The sequence below is a fragment of the Alkalimonas sp. NCh-2 genome (assembly GCF_039631345.1).
Taxonomy (GTDB): Bacteria; Pseudomonadota; Gammaproteobacteria; order Enterobacterales; family Alteromonadaceae; genus Alkalimonas; species Alkalimonas mucilaginosa.
The window spans coordinates 721,969-741,236 of record NZ_JBDIUV010000001.1 but is presented as its reverse complement, the minus strand read 5'-3'; the positions used below and the strand labels follow the sequence as shown (position 1 = coordinate 741,236).

Sequence of the window (19,268 nt, the reverse complement as noted above, 5' to 3'; positions counted from 1 at the left end):
TGCCTGGCCGTCTGTCCGCTAAGCTGATGACAACAACGATGCAGGAGCACCATGATGACTTCAAAAAAAATCCAATGCGATGCCCGTCTTACCGTAGCGGGCAAAGAGTACCGTTACTGCTCGCTGGCCAAAGCCGCTGAAAGCCTGGGGGATATCAGCCGGTTGCCTTTGTCGTTGAAAGTTCTGCTGGAAAACCTGCTGCGCCATCAGGATGGTGTGACGGTGCAGTACGATGATCTGACGGCAATGCCGGCCTGGCTACAGGATAAAAGTTCCAGTCGGGAAATTCAGTACCGGCCAGCCCGGGTATTGATGCAGGATTTTACCGGGGTGCCTGCTGTGGTGGATTTGGCTTCAATGCGCGATGCGGTGGCCAAAGCTGGTGGCGATCCGGAACTGATCAACCCATTATCGGCGGTGGACCTGGTGATCGATCACTCGGTGATGGTGGACACCTTCGCCAATGCAAACGCCTTTGCCGATAATGTGGCACTGGAGGTCGAGCGCAACCGCGAGCGCTATGCCTTTTTACGCTGGGGCCAGAAAGCCTTTCGCAATTTCCGGGTGGTGCCGCCTGGCACCGGCATTTGCCACCAGGTTAATCTGGAATACCTGGCCAAAGTGGCCTGGACCGAAGACAAAGACGGCGATACCTGGGTCTACCCGGATACGCTGGTGGGCACCGACTCCCACACCACCATGATCAATGGCCTGGGCGTGCTGGGTTGGGGCGTGGGCGGCATTGAAGCCGAAGCCGCCATGCTGGGCCAGCCGGTGTCGATGCTGCTGCCGGAAGTGGTTGGTTTTAAACTCACCGGCAAGATGCCAGAAGGCACGACTGCTACTGATCTGGTGCTCACCGTTACTCAGATGCTGCGGGCCAAGGGGGTGGTGGGGAAATTTGTCGAGTTTTTTGGCGAGGGCTTGGCGCACCTGCCGCTGGCTGATCGCGCCACCATCGCCAATATGTCTCCGGAGTTTGGTGCCACCTGCGGTTTCTTCCCGGTGGATGAAGAAACGTTGAAGTATCTGGAGCTGTCCGGCCGCTCCGAGCAGCAGATAGCTCTGGTGAAAGCCTACTGCCAGGCGCAGGGCTTGTGGCACGATGTCAGCAAGGAGCCGGTCTTCAGTGCTGTGCTGGAGCTGGATCTTGCCACGGTAAAACCAGCGCTGGCCGGGCCAAAGCGGCCGCAAGATAAAGTTGCCCTGCCTGCTATCAAAGGGGTGATGCAACTGGAAATCGAGCAACTGAAGAACAAACAGGCTGCGGTTGCCATAGACGGCATGGAGCATGCTCTGAAGCACGGTGATCTGGTGATTGCCGCCATTACCTCCTGCACCAATACCTCCAACCCCAGTGTGATGATGGCTGCTGGTTTGGTTGCCAAAAAAGCCATTGAGCATGGCTTAGAGGTAAAACCCTGGGTGAAAACATCCTTAGCGCCGGGCTCCAAGGTGGTGACCGATTACCTGGATAAAGCCGGCTTAACCAAATCGCTGGAGCAGTTGGGCTTTCACCTGGTCGGCTATGGCTGCACCACCTGCATCGGCAACTCCGGCCCTTTGCCGGATGCCATCAGCGATGCGGTCGAGCAGGGCAATCTGACCGTGGCTTCGGTGCTGTCCGGCAACCGCAACTTTGAAGGCCGTATTCACCCGCAGGTCAAAGCCAACTGGCTGGGATCGCCGCCTTTGGTAGTGGCCTATGCCCTGGCTGGCACCATGCTGATCGATTTGGCGGAGGATCCGATTGGGCAGGGTAAAAATGGCCCGGTTTATTTAAAAGACATCTGGCCGAGCCAAAAAGAAATCGCCGAGGCGGTGGCTCTGGTGGATGGCGCTATGTTCCGCAAACAATACGCCGATGTGTTTAGCGGCGATACTCATTGGAAAGAATTGCCGGTGACCGAGGATCGCACCTATCACTGGGATAACCGTTCAACTTACATCCAGCAGCCGCCTTTTTTTGCTGATTTTGGTCAAAAGGTGCGAATAGAGCCGATCACGGATGCCTATGTGCTGGCGCTCTTTGGCGACTCCATCACCACCGATCATATTTCACCGGCCGGGGCCATTAAGGCCAGTTCACCGGCCGGCCGTTATCTGAGCGAGCAGGGGGTGGCTGAGGCGGACTTTAACTCCTACGGCTCGCGCCGCGGCAACCACGAGGTAATGATGCGCGGCACCTTTGCCAATATCCGCATCCGCAATCAGTTGCTGCCGGGGGTGGAAGGTGGCGAAACCAAACACTTTCCATCTGGCGAGCAACTGGCGATTTACGATGCCGCCATGCGCTACCAGCAGGACAAACAACCGTTGATTGTTCTTGCCGGCAAGGAATACGGCACCGGCTCCAGCCGCGACTGGGCGGCCAAAGGTACCCGTTTGCTCGGGGTAAAAGCTGTCATCGCTGAGAGCTTTGAGCGCATTCACCGCTCCAATCTGGTGGGCATGGGCGTGCTGCCGCTGCAGTTTAGCGACGGCGAAAACGTCGAGGTGCTGCAACTGACTGGCGAAGAGCGTTTCAGCCTGCCAGAGCTGGGCGCCGATCTGGCGGTTGGCCAGTTGCTCACCGTCGAAGCCAAACGGGCCGATGGCAAAGTAAAACGCTTTCAGGTCAAATGCCGCATCGACACCGACAACGAGCTGCAGTACTTCCGCAGCGGCGGCATCCTGCAGCATGTGCTGGAGCAACTATTGCAAAGATAGCGGGTGATTGCCACTCTTGTGGCCGTTTTTGTTGACCCTAAAAAGCAACTCATTCGTTGCTTTTTTTGTTTTTGGCAACTAATATGTTTCTTATAGTGTAAAAGCAACTTATATGACTACTTAGATGGCATCTTTACTTCAGCAGATAAAGCAGCGCCGGGTAACGCTTGGTCTTAAGCAGAACGATATGCTGCTGCGTGTTGGTATATCACGCCAGCAATACCAACGACTCGAATCCAAGGGAAACCCCAGGTTGGATACGTTGGAGCTAATCGCGAAGGGCTTGAACAGTGAGCTTCTGCTGATCCCAAAAGATAAGCTAAGTGCCGTACTGGCGGTGTTGGAGCAAGAGCCTTCAGCATTTGGTCTAAGCACTTCAACACCAGAGCACGAGCAGATCAAGAAAAGTCTCGCTGATGACCCATGGCAGGATATATTGAGGGATGGCCAGTGAACGCCAGTCAGGCAGAGGAGGTCAAGGTACTCAGGCTGAGCTTGCATAACCGCTTGGTAGGCTACTTGGTTGGTTATCAGGGCGGCAGAAATAGTTTAAGTTTTGCTGAGTCGTTTAAGCACGATATTCATCGACCAACATTTAGCTTGATTACCCACCCCGTTTTTCCTAAAGCTGAAAAGTTGATGTCAGAACCCTGGTTGAGAAACCAAAGGTTGCATCCTACCCTGTCTAATTTGCTACCAGAAGGAGCTCTGCGGGAGTTGATTGCGCAAGGATTGAAGGTTCATACCGATCAGGAGTTCCAGCTCCTTACCTATTTGGGAGCCGATTTGCCTGGTGCTTTAGTTGCTGAGCCTATGGAGCCAGAAGAGGTGCCAGCGACGGTGCTTAATGCGCATGGTAAGGTAAGAGCGGTAAAATTTGACCTCAGCGCAAAGGAAAACAAGTTTTCGCTGGCCGGGGTTCAGATGAAGTTTTCCATGAAGGAAAGGGACGGGCGATACACGCTTGCCAATGGAGATATTCTGGGGGATTGGATTGTAAAGACTCCATCGACCCGACACAAAGATGTCCCCTTGAACGAGTATACCGCGATGCAATTAGCAGCATTGGTTGGTATTCATATCCCTGAAACCAAACTGGTTGAACTGAATAAACTGGATAATCTGCCGCAAATAAACCTGCCGGGGGAAAAGCTGGCTTTTGCGATCAAGCGTTTTGACCGCGAGCAGGATCGGCGTATTCACATGGAAGATTTCGCCCAGGTATTGGTGAAGTATCCTCACGAAAAATACAACTCGGCAAGTTATGAGCAAATCGGCAAGATTCTTTATGACTTTTCCGGCGACGGACTGGCTGATACACAACAGTTTGCCAGACGATTGTTGGTGAATATTCTGCTTGCTAATGGTGATGCGCATCTGAAAAACTGGAGCTTGCTCTATAGCGATCAAGTCACGCCAAGGCTTTCCCCGGCCTACGATATCCTAACCACCAGTGTTTATATGGATGGTGAAAAGCAGTTTGCGCTTAATTTAGGCAAAACCAAAGCCTGGTACGACGTTTCTCTGGCGAATTTTCAATGGTGGGCAGACCGAGCAGGGATCCCATGGCGGGCTATCAAACCACACCTGGATGATGTGATAACAAAGGCTAGAGCCTTGTGGCCAGAAGCCATCAAGGATCTGCCAATGAATGGCGAGCACCAGCGTCAGCTAAAAGAGCACTGGCGAAATTTACCCAAAGACTTTCAGATAAAAGCTGATTAGGTTGAGTGCAACCTATCCCAGTCGCAAAGCCACGAAGCAGTAGCTAAGGAGGGCCAAATGAGCCACCTAAAACTGGATCAAGACGACGCCGAGCTGTTGCACGACCTTGAAAGTGACGACTTCAAGTCGGTTTTGACGCCCGAACGGTGAGCGGAATTGTCTGCTGTGGCAGAGCGTACGGTTCGAAAAGATAAGCGTATCAATATCCGTATTTCTCCCCGGGATTTAGAAGCGATTCAACGCAGGGCGTTGCAAGAAGGCATGCCTTATCAGACCCTGGTCGCCAGCGTACTTCATAAGTATGTCTCCGGTGGTTTAATCGATGTGGTTGCCAGCAAAGTGCGTGAATCGGCAGGCAAATACAGCAAAGATTAAATCCATCCCATTCCCGTTAGGGTTTAGCCTCGCTTTCGCTAAGCGCGGCGCTGCTGCGCTGAAACCACCAGCTAAGCAGCACCAGACTAAAGCCAAGACCAATAAAGGACAGTGCACGTAGCACACCGGACAAACCCGCCAGATCGAACAGGAACACCTTCAGCGTCACCAGACTGAGCAACACAAAGCCTGCTTTGCGGATCTGATGCCAGCGCATTCTTTGGGCGCTGAGCACTGTGGCAATAGCCAGCAGCAAATACACCAGGGAATAGCTGAAATGCTCGGCCATTGAGGTCGAGAGCTCGATGCCAATGCTGCCGTCTTGCCAGAAATGACGGATGCTGGCGCTGATAAACAGCAGTGCACAGCCGGTGGCCACCACCAGCATCAGCTTTCGCAGCTCGGCTGGAACCAGGTGGGCGGCCTGGAAGCATAGCAGGGCAGGTATGCCCCACAGCGGCAACAACTGATTCCACAACGGCCAGTCACCTAAGGCAGCATTGGTAATCAGGGGGTTGGCATCCAGGCTCAGATAGCCATGTGTTAAGGCAGCAAAACCCAGCAACACCATAGCTGCAATTTGATACAGTTGTTGCAAAGAGCCGGCCACACTACTACGCCACAAATAAAGGTTGGCCAGTAGCAACCAGTTGCAGGCATGTACAGCCAGTGTCAGGGGGGATAAGCTGGCAGGCTCAAACAACACAGAAAGCGGCGAGCCTGCAGCCAGCCAGTACTGGGTTTGCACCGTCACAAAGAGCACCAGTACATGCAGGCATGCCCCTTCCAGCCAGGGTGCCAATTCGTTGTTAAGCCAGAGTATGCGCGCTACAACAAAGCACATTAGCACCACCGGGTAGAGCACAAAGGACCAGTGCTGCCCCAGCAGGGTCAGTTGCTGATAGCTATCGAGCACGGCGGCGCCGGTCAGGCGCAGCAGCAGCAGACCAACCAGCAGTTTGATCAGCCAAAGCGGGACCGGTAATTGCTGCTTGCGACTCAGTAGGGTGATTAGCACCAACTGCACTGCGATGGCGATGGTGAGCGCTGCTGTGCTGAGCAGCAACACCAAACAGAAGGTCAGCGCAAAATTGGCGCCGGCACTATGGATAAAAGCCCGCAGCGGCAGCCTGCTGCGGCGGCCAAGCAGGGCTTGCACAATGCTTAGCACAGCTGCATACCCCAACCATAGTGGTTGCAGCTGCGCTTGCACCTCCGGGGCAGCAATAGCATAACTGATACCCAGCATCAGCACCGGTGCCACGGCCAGCACACTGTGCCAGTGCAAACGATCTGCGCGCAGACTGCCACCCAGTAAGGGGAGGATACTAAACCACAGCACTAAGATCTGTGCTGGCAGAAGCTCCGGGCTTAGCAGAAGTGGCAGAGTGGTATCCACCAGCGCATGCACCGGCTGGCGCAGCAGATAGCCTGATGCCAGCAGCAATGTACTCCACAGCCAAAAGTCCGTCCGGCTATGACTAAAGGCGGCAGCAGACAACAGCAGCATCAGCAGCAACAGGGCACTGAAATTCACCGCTGCCGAGGTCAATAACAGCACCAAGAGTGCCAGTAGCAGTAAAAGGCCGCCCAATACATCTTCACGGCGCAGCGGCAGCCACTCGGCCAAAGGCAAGTGAGCCAGTTGCAGGCTGCGTGCGCGATACCCCAGTTGCGGCCACCATACCAGCAGTGCAAAGCTCAGCCCCAGCACCAGCCAGCTGAACCAGAGGGTACTGCTGGTGGCCGCAACAAAGCTAACCGCCAGCCAGAAGCCATGGCCTGCCATCGGCAAATACCAGAGCCAGGGGCGCTTGACCCGCTGTTCCACCAGCACGGATGAGACGGTGACCAGGGCAATATAGAGCAGTAGGGCAATGGTATTACCGGTGTCCTGTGCGACCAGAGCAGGCACTGCGTAGGCACCGACAATGCCAAGCACCGCCAACACCGGCCCCTGGCGCAAAGCAAACCAGCTGGCAGCCAAGGCCACCCCGGCCAGCAGCACAAAAGCCAGCCACAGCGGCAGCAACTGATAATACTGCGCCGCCGTTAAAATGCTGGCGTACAACGTAATAAAACCAGCGCCAGCCAACGCAGCTGGTGCATAGTGCTGCAGACTGGAGCGCCTTTGGTCTTGCTGGTGCAGCCATTCGCTGAGTGCTATTAAGGCAAAGCCAAGCAAGGCTGCAGCAATTAAACGCAGCTCAGCGGTAAACCAGCCGGCATCGAGCGAATGACGCACCAGAAACACGCCACCCAGCGCCATGGCAATGCCACCCAGCCAGACCATACCGCGTTGAATTAATTGTTGCTCCAGCCAGTTCAGGCTTGTTGCCAGCCATTGGTTGTTGCCTGACGCTGGCGTAGCGCTGGCAGCTTTTGTGATTGTGGGGCTGACTGCAGCTTTGGTAACCGATGCTTCGGTTGCTGGCTTGCCTGTTATGGCTGCTGCTGGCGAAGCTGGTTGGATGGCAGTGTTGTGAACGGTTGGCTGTGGTTGGGATGATGGTGCCGCAGTTGGAGTAGCGGATAGCGCTTGCCCGCTGGCCGGCTGATTTTTAAGTTGCTGTATTAACTGCTGCAGCTGCCGGCGAACCGTCTGTAATTGAATAAAAGCCACCCAGCCAAAGACCGAGCCTGCCAACAGACCCAAGGATAACAGCACCAACAACAATTCCATCGACAACCATCCAGTGGTAACAATTTTGTCAATTGCTCAGCATAAGTAGATTTAGAGCTGGGCGCAATTGGAAACTTAGCGGCAGCTATCTTTTACCCACTGTAAGTAATCGGCAAAGCCAGCTTCTATCGGCAGTTGGATTATCTCTGGGGTATCATAGCTGTGCAGCTTACAGATTTCGGCTTGCAGCGCCGGGTAGCAGTGGCCAGTGGTTTTGATCAGCAGCAGAATCTCGCTGCTTTGTTCCAGCTTGCCTTGCCAGACGTAGTGACTGCTGACGGCTTGCTGCTGAATGCAGGCCGCCAGCTGTTGCTGCAGCAGTGCTGCGGTGATTTGATCGGCTTCCTGCTGATTAGGGCAGGTTGTCATCACCAGGCAGTACTCAGCCACTTACACCTCCAGATTGTCCAGCAGTTTGGTTTTGCCGAGCCAGGCGGCGGCCAGGATCACCAGGGGTTGCTGCCGGTGTTCCGCTGGCAATAAGCTGCTGCGATCGCTGATGGTCAGGTAGTCCGGTTGAAAGCCGGCGGCTTTAAGCTGGGCCTTGGCCGCGGTTTCGATGCTGCGAAAATCGGCATCGGTCGTTTTGATCCGTGTTGCCACCTGTTGCAGCACCTGTTGCATAACCGGCGCCTGAGCGCGTTGCTCTGCGCTTAGATAGCCATTGCGGGAGCTCAGCGCCAAACCATCGGCTGCGCGCTCGGTTGGCACACCAATAATCTTGATAGGAAAGGACAAATCCTCCACCATCTGACGGATAATCGCCAGTTGCTGGTAATCTTTTTGCCCAAAGCAGGCGATATCCGGCTGCACCAGATTAAACAGCTTGCAGACCACAGTGGATACGCCGCGAAAATGCCCGGGCCGGCTGGCACCGCAGTGGTGGTCGCCCAACTTTGGAACTTCAACAAAGGTTTGCTCGCTTAAGCCGCGCGGGTAAATCAGCTCTGGTGTTGGGGTAAAGACCGCATCGGTCTGCAGCTGCTGCAGTGCCTGGCAGTCGTCGTCCAGCGTACGTGGGTAGCTGTCCAGGTCTTCATTGGCCCCAAACTGCATTGGATTGACGAAAATACTAACGATGACCCGCTCAGCATGCTGTTTCGCCACTTCCACCAGGCGCAAATGGCCCTGATGGAGGTTGCCCATGGTGGGGACAAAGGCGATGCGCTCACCAGCCTTACGCCAGCTGGCAATCTCAGCCCGCAGGCTGTCGATGGTGGTTAGGATCTTCATAGTTTATTGGAAAGTATGCTCGGCAGCTGGGAAGCTTTGGCTTTTGACATCGGCCACGAACTGGCGGATGGCTGAGCGGATTTCACCGGTTTGCTGCAAAAAATTTTTCGAAAATTTTGGTATGTAGCCACTGCTGATACCAAGCAAGTCGTGCATCACCAGCACCTGACCATCGGTACCGGAGCCTGCACCAATACCAATCACCGGAATACTAAGTGCTGCGGTAATGCGATTGGCCAGCTCGACCGGGATGCATTCAAGGACCAGCAACTGTGCTCCGGCCTCTTGCAGTGCTTTGGCTTGACGCAGCATGGCATCGGCTTGCTCGTTGCTGCGGCCTTGCACCTTGTAACCACCGAATATGTGCACCGATTGCGGCGTTAAACCCAAGTGACCACACACCGGCACACCGCGCTCGGTCAGGGCTTTGACGGTAGGCAGTAAAAAGTCACCGCCTTCGAGTTTGACCATATTGGCACCTGCCTGCATCAGCGGGGTAACGGAGGCAAAGGCCTGCTCGGTGCTGGCATAACTCATAAAAGGCAGATCGGCAATGACAAAGGCATCGGGCGCACCAGCGCGCACGCAGCGGGTATGATAAGCGATGTCCTGCACCGTGACCGGCAGGGTGTCGCCATGGCCTTGCAGCACCATACCCAGTGAGTCGCCAATCAACAGCACTTCCACGCCTTCATCGGCAAACAGCTTGGCAAAGCTGGCATCGTAGGCGGTTAAGGAGGTAATTTTATCGCCTTGCTGTTTCATTTTTTGCAGTACGGCGGTGGTAATTTTAGCCATTTATCTGCTCTGACCTCTTTCAATCAATCCGCTGCGCACCTTGTCATAAAGCGGGGTGCGCTGCAAGTCTGTTTTAACAGGGGGCCGGAGCCACCACCGCTAACCCACGGTGCGGTACCTGTTGACACAAGCCGTTAATGCTGCGGCCATCCGGTAACTGCAAGTCGGCGGCTATCTCCTGCAAAGGGTAGAGCACAAACTCGCGTTCGGCCAGGCCGTAATGGGGTACTGTCAGACGTTCGCATTGCCATTGTTCATTGCCATAGAGTAACAGATCCAAGTCCAGCGTGCGGGGCCCCCAACGCTCGTCTTTGCGAACCCGGCCTTGCTGCTGTTCAATCTGCTGCAAGGCATCCAGCAACTGCAATGGGGACAGCTCCGTATAGAGTTCAGCCACCGCATTGACATAATCGGGCTGATCCTGCGGCCCCATGGGCTTGGAGCCATAAAGCGAGGATACCCGGCCAAGGGTACTGTCCGGCACGCCAGCCAGCGAGCTGATGGCCGCACGCACCTGACCCATAGGGTTGTTAAGATTGGCACCCAGGCCAATAAAGCAACGTTGCTTACCCAAAGCATTCATGGTTTCGGCTGACTGCTGCGCTTGCGTTTGTAATTGCGACGACGCCGCGGTTTGTTCTCGCCAGCGGCGGGGCCGGCTTGTTGCAGCATTTGCTGCTGTCCGCTCTCGTTTTCCTGCTGAAAACGTTGCCACCAGTCGGCATGTTGTTGCAAGTCGCCGCCTTCGGCTTTGGCCCGCAGCAGCAGGAAATCGTAACCGGCACGGAATTTTGGCAGTTGCAGTAAAGTCAGTGCCCGCTTGCCGCGACTACGGGCCAACCGGCTTTGCAGCGACCAGATATCCCGGGTCACCAGGCTAAAGCGTTTTGGCAGCGCAATGCGTTGCTGCAGATCACTTAAGATCTCAGCCATGGCAATATTGAGTGCATCCACTGGCGGCAGGCCGCTTTCCAGCTGCAAGGTTTGACTGCGGATCTCGACCGGATACCACAAGAAGGCGGCAAATAAGAACGCCGGTGTCACCGGTTTCTCATCGGCCACCCGTTGATCGGTATCCTGCAGCGCCTGGCTAACCAGTTGGAAGACTTTGCCTTCTGGCTCCTGGGCAATGGCTTTGTGTAAGGATGGCAGCAATTGCTTGATGATGCCGTATTGCTTCATCAGCATAAAGTTGTCGAAGGCTTTGCCAGCCATAAAGAGCTTCAGGAACTCTTCAAACAAGCGGGCTGGTGGTATGCTTTTTAGCAAGGACGCCAGCTGCGGAATAGGCTCGGCGGTCGCTGGCGCTATCTGCATATTCAGCTTGGTGGCAAAACGGATGGCGCGCAGGATCCGTACCGGATCTTCCCGGTAGCGGGTTTCAGGATCGCCAATCAGCTCAATTTTACGCTCGGCAATGGCCTCGATGCCATTGGCGAAATCCAGCACTTCAAAGTGGTTGATCGAGTAGTACAGCGCATTGATGGTGAAATCGCGGCGCTCGGCATCTTCTTCGATGGTGCCGTAGACATTATCACGCAGGATCAGGCCTTCTTCGCTGGCTTTGGACAACTGATGCTGGCCTTCTTCATTTTCATCCGGCTGGCTGTGATGACCACGGAAGGTCGCAACTTCAATCACCTCGCGGCCAAACAATACATGCGCTAGTCGGAAACGCCGGCCAATCAGCCGGCAATTGCGAAACACCTGCCGGACTTCTTCCGGTTTGGCATTGGTGGCCACATCAAAATCTTTAGGTTCCAGCCCCAGCATCAAGTCGCGAATGCAACCACCAACCAAATAGGCTTCAAAGCCGGCATCTTTTAAGCGGTACAATACTTTCAGCGCATTGGGGCTTATTTGCTTGCGGGAAATCGGGTGTTGGTCGCGGCTAAGCCGCTTAAGCGGAGGCAAAACGCTATGGGTAACCAAAGCAGCTTGTTTTTCAGCTTTTGCGCCTTTGCGCAGATTGCGCCGGCAAAAATCGAGCACACGGGAAATAATGGCAAGCTCCTGAATCGTGTTAAAGGCTGCCTTGGCAGCATTGAGTCATTTAGGCTGTTATTTTACCGCATTTTTTTCCAAACCGTGCAATAAAAACGCATCAACTCTATCAATTGAGCAGGATTTCTGTCTGTTTGGGCACCTGTTCCAAGCGCCAGTGATTGACGGCAAAGGCAATCAGCTCAGCTACGGAAGCGGATTCCAGCTCAGCGGGTGTCGGCTGCCCCAGATACTGCAGGGCCTGCAGCAATAAGGGAACCGCCTGGCTGGCATCCAGTGCCGGCGCATGATTTTGCTTACTGAGCTTATGGCCAGGGCTGCTGCTGGCCAGTGGGATATGGCCATAAACGGGGGCTGCGGCGCCAAGCTGGGCAAACAACCGTTGCTGGCGTGTGGTCATGTTGAGTAAATCAGCACCACGGATCACTTCCGTCACGCCCTGATCCATATCATCGACCACCACCACCAACTGGTAGGCAAAAAGGCCGTCCCGGCGTTTGATGATGTAGTCTTCCTGGCAAAACTCCGGTTCCAGTCGCTGTTTACCCAGCACCAGATCGTCAAACTCAGTAGCTATCGAGGAGCCGCACAAGCGCCAGGCCAGTGGTTTTGGATGTTTGGGATGAAGCTGGCGCTGACGGCAATGGCCATTGTAGAGGCCACCCATGGCAGCAATGGCTTTGCGCGGGCAATCACAGCCATAGAGCAAACCCTGCTGGTACAGCTGGTCAAAAACTGTCTGATAACGGGCCTTGCGCTGGCTTTGGTACCAGATAGGACCATCCCACAGCAAACCAAACTGCTCCAGACTGCGCAAAATGCTGTCGGCGGCACCAGCCTGGCTGCGGGGCTCATCAATATCTTCCATCCGAACCAGCCACTGACCCTGGTTGGATTTAACCTGCAGGTAACTGGCAAGTGCTGCTACCAGTGAACCAAAATGCAGCGGGCCGGACGGGGATGGAGCAAACCGGCCCACAGGAGGAGAGGCAAGCGTTGGCATCTTAGCCGCCGAGTTGCTTTTCCTTGATTTCTGCTAAGGTTTTGCAATCGATGCACATATCGGCGGTTGGGCGCGCTTCCAGCCGTTTGATACCGATTTCAATACCGCAGGTGTCGCAGTAGCCAAAATCGTCGTCTTCGATTTTTTGCAGTGTTTTCTCAATTTTCTTCAGCAGCTTGCGCTCACGATCGCGGGCGCGCAGTTCCAGACTGAACTCTTCTTCCTGAGCAGCACGGTCGACCGGATCCGGAAAGTTGGCGGCTTCGTCGGCCATGTGGGTCTTGGTACGATCCACTTCTTCGCGCAACTGCTGACGCCAGGCATCCAGAATTTTCCGAAAATGCTCCCGTTGCTTGGAGTTCATGTACTCTTCGCCCACAGCCTCCTGATAAGGCTCCACTCCGGCTAAGGCGAGCAGCCCCAACGGTTTGTTTGCTTTGCCCTCTGGCATAGTCATCTCCTGTACAATACAGCCAAGCAAAAATGGCGGATATTCATAACAGAATATCAGGCACATCGCAAATTAAAGACGCAGAAGTATACAGAGTGAACATCCGCCCGTCATCTGTTTTCGTTGCCGAAACTGGACCGATGTTGATGGATCTGACTTTTGGTCGCAGCATGGTACAATCTTGGTTACTTTATCCCTTCCGCTGATACAGGATAGTTTTTATGACGGATATGATTCGTGTTACGTTGCAACCCGATGCCGCTGCTGAGAAGTGGGGCAAAAAAGTCAGCCTGACGCCAACGGCTGAAGGTTTTCAGATTCATCTGGATGCCAAATTCCCGGCCCGAAGCATTCAAAAAGCCGCCCGCCAGCTTGATGGCCTGGGTGTTGAACAGGTAGAGCTAAGCGGTGAAGGCTGGACACTGGAGCTGCAGTGGGCTTTTTATCTGGGCTTTACCTCGGCAAAAAAACTGACCGGCGTGCAATGGCAAGGCGCGGATGCTACCCAATTGCAGCAACTGGCCAGTTGTTTTGGTTGGGCCCGTCAGGTTACCAATCAAACACCGGAGCAATTATCGCCTGAAGCTCTGGCCAATGAAGCCATCGCATTTTTAACGCCGCTGGCCCCGGATGCGATTAGCCATCGCATCATTCGCGGCGATGAGTTGCTGGCTGAAGGCTGGGTTGGTATTCATGGCGTTGGCCGTGGCAGTGAGCGACCGCCGGTGATGCTGGTACTGGATTACAATCCGACCGGCAAGGTCGATGCACCTGTTGATGCTGTGCTGGTTGGCAAAGGCATTACCTTTGACAGTGGTGGTTATTCCATCAAACCCAGCGAGTCGATGTCCTATATGAAATGCGATATGGGTGGGGCGGCCACGGTCGCGGCGGCGCTCGGCCTGGCTATTCAAAAAGGCTTGTCGCGCCGGGTGCAGTTGGTGCTGTGCTGCGCGGAAAATCTGATCAGCGGCCATGCTTACAAGCTGGGTGATATTCTGACCTATAAAAATGGCACCACGGTGGAGATTCTGAACACCGATGCCGAAGGTCGTCTGGTGCTGGCCGATGGCCTCTTGTACGCCTCTGAGACCGGTGCTCCTTTGATTATTGATGCCGCTACCTTGACCGGAGCCGCTATGGTGGCGCTGGGTAATGATTACAATGCACTTTTTGCCCTCGATACTGCTCTGCAGCAGCGGGCGCTTGGTTATGCGGAGCAGGTACAGGAGCCAACCTGGCCCTTGCCACTGGCTCCCTGGCATCAGGGACAGTGCCCGTCGCCTTATGCCGATACCGCCAACAGCCGGCCGGTGAAAGGCGGTGGCACTGGTGGTGCCAGCAATGCAGCCGGTTTTTTAAGCCGTTTTGTACCCGAAGGTGGCAAAGGCTGGTTGCACTTTGATTTAGCCGCTGCCTTTAACAGCAGCAATACCGGCCTGTGGGCTGCCGGTGCCACCGGTATGGGGATCCGCGCCATTGCAGAAACCCTGCGTCAGGAAGCCGGTAAAGCCTGAGTGCTGTCAGCCAGCGCTTTAAGATGTCCCTGTCACAGCGAGTGGCAGGGACCCTAACCCCGATGAGACCCGAACTGCGATGGAACTCCCTGTTGCTGCTATAGCCGGTGAACTTGTGACTGCACTGCGTCAGCAGCAGCGGGTGATCCTGTCGGCGCCGCCGGGTGCCGGCAAGTCTACCTGGCTGCCGCTTTATCTGTTGCAGCAACCTGAGTTTAGCGGTAAAAACATTTTGTTGCTGGAGCCACGGCGGCTGGCTGCGAAAAGTATTGCCAGTTACATGGCATCGCAACTGGGCGAAGCCGTTGGCCAAACCGTCGGTTATCAGGTTCGGTTGGAGCGTAAAAGCAGTGCTGCCACCCGGTTATTGATCGTGACCGAAGGCCTGCTGACCCGCTTTATTCAACAGGATCCTGAGCTAACCGCTTGGGACTTGGTCATTTTTGATGAATTTCACGAACGCTCCTTGCAGGCCGATCTGGCGCTGGCGCTCAGCTTGGAAGCGCAGCAACTGCGTGAGGATCTAAAGCTGTTAATCATGTCAGCCACGCTGGATACCGGGCAGTTGGCCAAAGCACTGAATGCGCCCGTGCTACAAAGTGAAGGCCGCAGTTATCCGGTCAGCATTCGCTACCAGACCCCGGATCGCCAGCCTATCTGGCAGCAACTGGCACGGCTTTGCTTTCAATTGCTGCAGCAGGAAGAAGGAAGCTTGTTGGCGTTTTTGCCAGGCCAAGCCGAGATCCGGTTAGCGCATGACTGGTTGCTGCAGCAAGGCCTGCCGGATTCAGTGCAGGTTCACCCACTGCTTGGCAGTTTAACGCTGCAACAGCAGCAGGCGGCGATTGCCGCTTGCCCGCAAGGTCAGCGCAAAGTGGTGCTGGCCACCAATGTCGCGGAAACCAGTTTAACCATCGATGGCATCCGTCTGGTGGTGGACAGTGGCCTGTACCGCAAGGTGCGTTTTTATCCGAAACATGGGGTGATGAAACTGGAAACCGCAGCCATTAGCAAAGCCTCGGCCATTCAGCGGGCCGGCCGGGCCGGGCGATTATCGCCCGGCCTTTGCGTACGGCTGGATAGCGAGAGCCAGTGGCAGCGCCGCGCCAGTTTTACCCCGCCGGATGTACTGGAAGCCGAGCTGACAGCATTGCGGCTGGAGCTGGCCGGTTGGGGTGTGCAAGCTGATGAGTTATTTTGGCTGGACCCGCCGCCTAAGGCGCATCTGGCAGTGGCGGAGGCCCTATTGCAACAACTGGGTGCTTTATCAGGTGCTCTTAAAATCACGCCACTGGGACAGCGTATGCTTAGCCTCGGCACCGAGCCACGGCTGGCGGCCATGATGTGCCGGGCTGAAGAGCTGGAGCGACAAGGTGAGCAGCGCGCACTCTGGTTGGCGGCGCTATTGGCTGTGCTGCTGGAACAAAGCCGGGACGATAGCCCGCTTTGGGGGCAGTTGCAGCGGCTGCACCAGCAAAAACACTCGGCGGCTTACCAGCAGGCAGAGCAGTGGTGTCGTCAGCTCAAAGGCCAGCCTGGCGGCGCTCTGCCCCAGGACTTACTGGTGCCGTTGTTGTGCTTTGCCTATCCAGATCGGGTGGCGGTCAAGCGCGGTAAAGGCTATTTGCTGGCCAATGGCGCCGGGGCGGTGCTGCCGCCAGAGCATGCTTTAGCCACAGAGCCTTTGCTGCTGGTGGCAAGTATACAGCTTACCAACCAGGGCCTGCTTATTCGCCTGGCCGAGCGCTTGTCACTGCAGACCTTGCAGCAGTACTTCGTCGATGAGCTCAGTTGGCAGCTGCACAGTGCCTTTGATGCACAAAGCGGCCGCTTCATCAGCGAGCAGCAACGCCGTTTTGGTGCCTGCATTTTAGAGCGCAAACCTGCGCCGCAGGCACTAAGCAGCGAGCAGCGACGTGAGGCCTGGCTGGATTACATCCAACAGCGTGGTTTAGCGGTATTGCCCTGGAGTGCAGCCAGTGAGCAATGGCTGGCTCGGCTTCGTCTTTGGCAGCAACTGGCCCCCGAGCATGGCGCGCCGGGCTGGCAAGCGGATGAGTTGCTGGCAAGCCTCGATGAGTGGCTGGGGCCCTGGCTGCTCGATTGTCAGAGCCTGCAGCAACTCAAGCAGCTACCAGTGCTGCAAGCGCTGCAAAGCCGGCTGGATTATACGGCGCAGCAGCAATTGGCCAGCTTTGTGCCAACCCATTGGCAGGCACCGACCGGCAGTCGCCTGGCGATTGATTATCTGGCCGATGGTGGACCTTTGGTTGCCGTGCGCATGCAGGAAGTCTTTGGTCAGTTGCAAACGCCGGTACTGGCTAATGGCAAGCTGCCACTGACACTGGAGTTATTATCCCCAGCGCGCCGTCCTTTACAGCGTACCGCCGATTTGGCCAGCTTTTGGCAAAATGCGTACCGGGAAGTGCGTAAAGAAATGAAAGGGCGCTATCCAAAACACTACTGGCCGGAGGATCCGGCGCAAGCGATGCCCACCACCAGAACTACCAAAGCGATGAGTCTATGACGCGGCCAAGTACAAACAAAAACAGTACAAAAAAAAACAGCATCCAGAAAACCAGTAGCCAAAAAATGAATGCTCTGAAGCAGAAGTTACCACCGCCAGCTGAGATGCTGCGGTATCTGGGCTGGACCATGTTAAAACTGGGCCTGGCCCTGCTGGCCGTGGCAGCTATTTATTTGCTCTATCTGGACAGCAAAGTAACCCAAAGTTTCCAGGGCCAGAAGTGGCAGGTACCGGCCCAGGTATTTGGCCGCAGCCTGCAACTGCAGCAAGGACAGCCACTGGCCCTGGGTGCTCTGGTACAGGAGCTGGAGCTACTGCAGTACCGTCGGGTGTCAGAAATCACTGGCCCGGGCCAGTTCCGCCTGGCCAATCAAGCGGTGGATATTTACCGGCGTGAATTTTATTTCGCCGATGGCTATGCGCCAGCCGAGCGCTTTGTGGTGCAGTTCCGCCAGCAGCGGATCGAGCGTATTCAGTGGTCGAGCCCGGCAAATGCAGCAGCGCCTGGCATAGCCCGGTTGGAAGCCCCGTTGATTGAGCACCTGATTTCTGCACAGCAGGAAGATCGTGAGCTACTGCGGCTGGAGCAAGTCTCACCTTTGTTGCGTGATACGCTGCTGCTGGTGGAAGATCGTGATTTTTACCGCCATCGCGGTGTGGCTCCACTGGCTATTCTGCGTGCTTTTTTGGTAAATCTGACGGCTGGGCGTACGGTGCAGGGCGGCTCCACCTTAACCCAGCAGTTGGCGAAGAACATGTACCTGACCCAGGACAGAACCTTATGGCGCAAAATCAATGAAGCCCTGATGGCACTGATTCTGGAGCTGCGTTTCAGTAAAGATGAGATCTTAGAAGCCTACATCAACGAAGTGTACATCGGGCAGAACTTTGCCCACCCGGTGCATGGCTTTGGCCTGGGCAGTCGCTTTTATTTTGCCAAACCGCTGAATGAACTGACAGCGGCCGAAACCGCACTCCTGGTTGGTTTGATCAAAGGGCCGTCTTTTTACGATCCCAGGCGCAATCCGGAGCGGGCACAGCGGAGGCGCGATCTGGTGCTGCGGTTGATGTTCGAACAGCATATGCTGGATCAGCAAGCCTATCGTGAGGCTTTGGAAGAGCCGATAGCTTTAGTAGCCCGCGGTCAGCACCAGGCGGATCGTTATCCTGCTTACTTAGCGAAGGTGCGGCAGGAGCTTCGCAGTCAGTTGCAGGATAAAACCCTGCAACAAAGTGGTTTGCGGATCTTCACGTATTTTGACCCTGTGCTGCAGCAACAGGCTGAACAAGCGGTTGCCAGCAGGATGCAGGGATTGGATCCGGCCATTGAAACGGCGGTGGTGCTGGCAAATTACCAGCAAGGAGGCTTAACAGCCATGGTGGGAGGGCGCGATCCGCGCTACGCCGGTTACAACAGAGCGCTTGATGCCAGACGGCAAATCGGCAGCCTGATTAAGCCGGTGATTGCGATCGAAGCCCTGGCGCAGCCGGAGCGTTTTGATTTACAGACTACTTTGCTGGATGCGCCCATTCAACTGCGCAGCAATCAACAGGATTGGCAGCCACAGAACTTTGATCAGACGTTTCGTGGTGAAGTGACCTTACTGGATACCCTGGTGTACTCCTACAATGTGCCCATGGTACGGTTGGGTCTGCAACTTGGCATGCCGCAAGTCGCGGCTGCCCTTAGCAGGCTGGGCCTGCAGCGCCGTATTACCTTGCACCCGGCGGCTCTGCTAGGCGCCATTGAGCTATCTCCGCTGGAAGTCACACAACTTTATCAAACACTGGCCAATCATGGCGTACATCAAACGTTGGCCAGTATTGCGGTGGTAACCGACCAGCAAGGCACTGTGTTGTATCAACACCAGCCAGCACCGATCAGGCGCTACAGTGAAGAGGCTACCTCGTTACTGTACGATGCGATGCAGCAAAGCGTGCAACGGGGGACCGCCCGCTCGTTGGGGCAACATTTTCCGCATCTGGCCGGGAAAACCGGTACTTCCAGTGATTACCGTGATAGCTGGTTTGTGGCTATGGATGACGCTAATGTGATCACAGTATGGCTGGGGCGGGATGATAATATCTCTACTGGTTTGACAGGAGGTTCCGGGGCTTTGCAGCTCACCCGGCACTTTTATCGCTTGCAGAAGGCTGCGAGCCCCTGATTTACAAGGGGCTGGAGGCCGTGATGATACTGATTGTGTAAGATACTTGTTATTCTTAGAGTTTTCAGCTGATAA

The 19,268-nt window shown here is 55.3% G+C and carries 14 protein-coding genes and 1 pseudogene; 7 read left to right on the top strand and 8 right to left on the bottom strand.

From position 1 onward, the window contains the following. The first annotated feature begins 51 nt into the window (after window positions 1–51). From acnA to ABC502_RS03540, 4 genes and pseudogenes are all read left to right on the top strand, one after another. Entirely contained in the window at window positions 52–2,709 is a 2,658-nt protein-coding gene (gene acnA, locus ABC502_RS03555; RefSeq protein WP_345914902.1) for an aconitate hydratase AcnA, read from the top strand. A 124-nt stretch (window positions 2,710–2,833) separates the two neighbouring features. Beyond that, window positions 2,834–3,163, top strand: a complete 330-nt coding sequence (locus tag ABC502_RS03550; RefSeq protein ID WP_330086677.1) for a helix-turn-helix transcriptional regulator — start codon at window positions 2,834–2,836, stop codon at window positions 3,161–3,163. Next, the gene (locus ABC502_RS03545; protein WP_345914900.1) at window positions 3,160–4,434 is read left to right on the top strand and encodes a type II toxin-antitoxin system HipA family toxin; all 1,275 of its coding nucleotides are present in this window, start codon (window positions 3,160–3,162) and stop codon (window positions 4,432–4,434) included. The genes ABC502_RS03550 and ABC502_RS03545 overlap by 4 nt, the downstream gene beginning before the upstream one ends. Before the next feature lie 57 nt (window positions 4,435–4,491). After that, window positions 4,492–4,809: pseudogene (locus ABC502_RS03540) on the top strand (hypothetical protein). 16 nt (window positions 4,810–4,825) lie between these two features. On the opposite strand, the gene ABC502_RS03535 reads toward ABC502_RS03540, so the two are convergent. The 8 genes from ABC502_RS03535 to dksA all read right to left on the bottom strand — a co-directional run bounded on the left by ABC502_RS03535 (window position 4,826) and on the right by dksA (window position 12,981). Further along, the gene (locus tag ABC502_RS03535) at window positions 4,826–7,492 is read right to left on the bottom strand and encodes a DUF2339 domain-containing protein (protein ID WP_345914899.1); all 2,667 of its coding nucleotides are present in this window, start codon (window positions 7,490–7,492) and stop codon (window positions 4,826–4,828) included. 75 nt (window positions 7,493–7,567) lie between these two features. Then, complete coding sequence (gene cutA, locus ABC502_RS03530; RefSeq protein ID WP_345914898.1) at window positions 7,568–7,882, bottom strand: divalent-cation tolerance protein CutA; 315 nt, start codon at window positions 7,880–7,882, stop codon at window positions 7,568–7,570. Continuing rightward, window positions 7,883–8,725 (bottom strand): pantoate--beta-alanine ligase, encoded by an 843-nt coding sequence (gene panC / locus ABC502_RS03525; RefSeq protein WP_330086682.1) that lies wholly within the window; start codon window positions 8,723–8,725, stop codon window positions 7,883–7,885. Window positions 8,726–8,728: 3 nt separating this feature from the next. Further along, complete coding sequence (panB, locus tag ABC502_RS03520) at window positions 8,729–9,523, bottom strand: 3-methyl-2-oxobutanoate hydroxymethyltransferase (protein WP_345914897.1); 795 nt, start codon at window positions 9,521–9,523, stop codon at window positions 8,729–8,731. Window positions 9,524–9,596: 73 nt separating this feature from the next. Then, window positions 9,597–10,106 carry a 2-amino-4-hydroxy-6-hydroxymethyldihydropteridine diphosphokinase gene (folK, locus tag ABC502_RS03515; RefSeq protein ID WP_345914896.1) on the bottom strand — a complete coding sequence of 170 codons (510 nt, stop codon included), beginning with the start codon at window positions 10,104–10,106 and terminating at the stop codon, window positions 9,597–9,599. Beyond that, window positions 10,103–11,437, bottom strand: coding sequence for a polynucleotide adenylyltransferase PcnB (pcnB, locus tag ABC502_RS03510; protein WP_345914895.1), 1,335 nt, complete (start codon window positions 11,435–11,437; stop codon window positions 10,103–10,105). Before pcnB ends, folK begins: the two co-directional genes overlap by 4 nt. 199 nt (window positions 11,438–11,636) lie before the next feature. Next, a complete protein-coding gene (gene gluQRS / locus ABC502_RS03505) occupies window positions 11,637–12,530 on the bottom strand; it encodes a tRNA glutamyl-Q(34) synthetase GluQRS (RefSeq protein ID WP_345914894.1) in 894 nt (297 codons plus the stop codon). Window position 12,531: 1 nt separating this feature from the next. After that, on the bottom strand, window positions 12,532–12,981 hold the full coding sequence (gene dksA, locus ABC502_RS03500; protein ID WP_330086687.1) for an RNA polymerase-binding protein DksA: 450 nt from the start codon (window positions 12,979–12,981) through the stop codon (window positions 12,532–12,534). Between the two features lie 221 nt (window positions 12,982–13,202). Between dksA and pepB the strand changes: the two genes are divergently transcribed. From pepB to mrcB, 3 genes are all read left to right on the top strand, one after another. Beyond that, window positions 13,203–14,498: an aminopeptidase PepB gene (gene pepB / locus ABC502_RS03495; protein WP_345914893.1), complete on the top strand. Its 1,296-nt coding sequence runs from the start codon at window positions 13,203–13,205 to the stop codon at window positions 14,496–14,498. Window positions 14,499–14,577: 79 nt separating this feature from the next. After that, on the top strand, window positions 14,578–17,025 hold the full coding sequence (hrpB, locus tag ABC502_RS03490; protein WP_345914892.1) for an ATP-dependent helicase HrpB: 2,448 nt from the start codon (window positions 14,578–14,580) through the stop codon (window positions 17,023–17,025). Between the two features lie 65 nt (window positions 17,026–17,090). Continuing rightward, window positions 17,091–19,193 (top strand): penicillin-binding protein 1B, encoded by a 2,103-nt coding sequence (gene mrcB / locus ABC502_RS03485; RefSeq protein ID WP_345914891.1) that lies wholly within the window; start codon window positions 17,091–17,093, stop codon window positions 19,191–19,193. The last annotated feature ends 75 nt before the right edge of the window (window positions 19,194–19,268 follow it).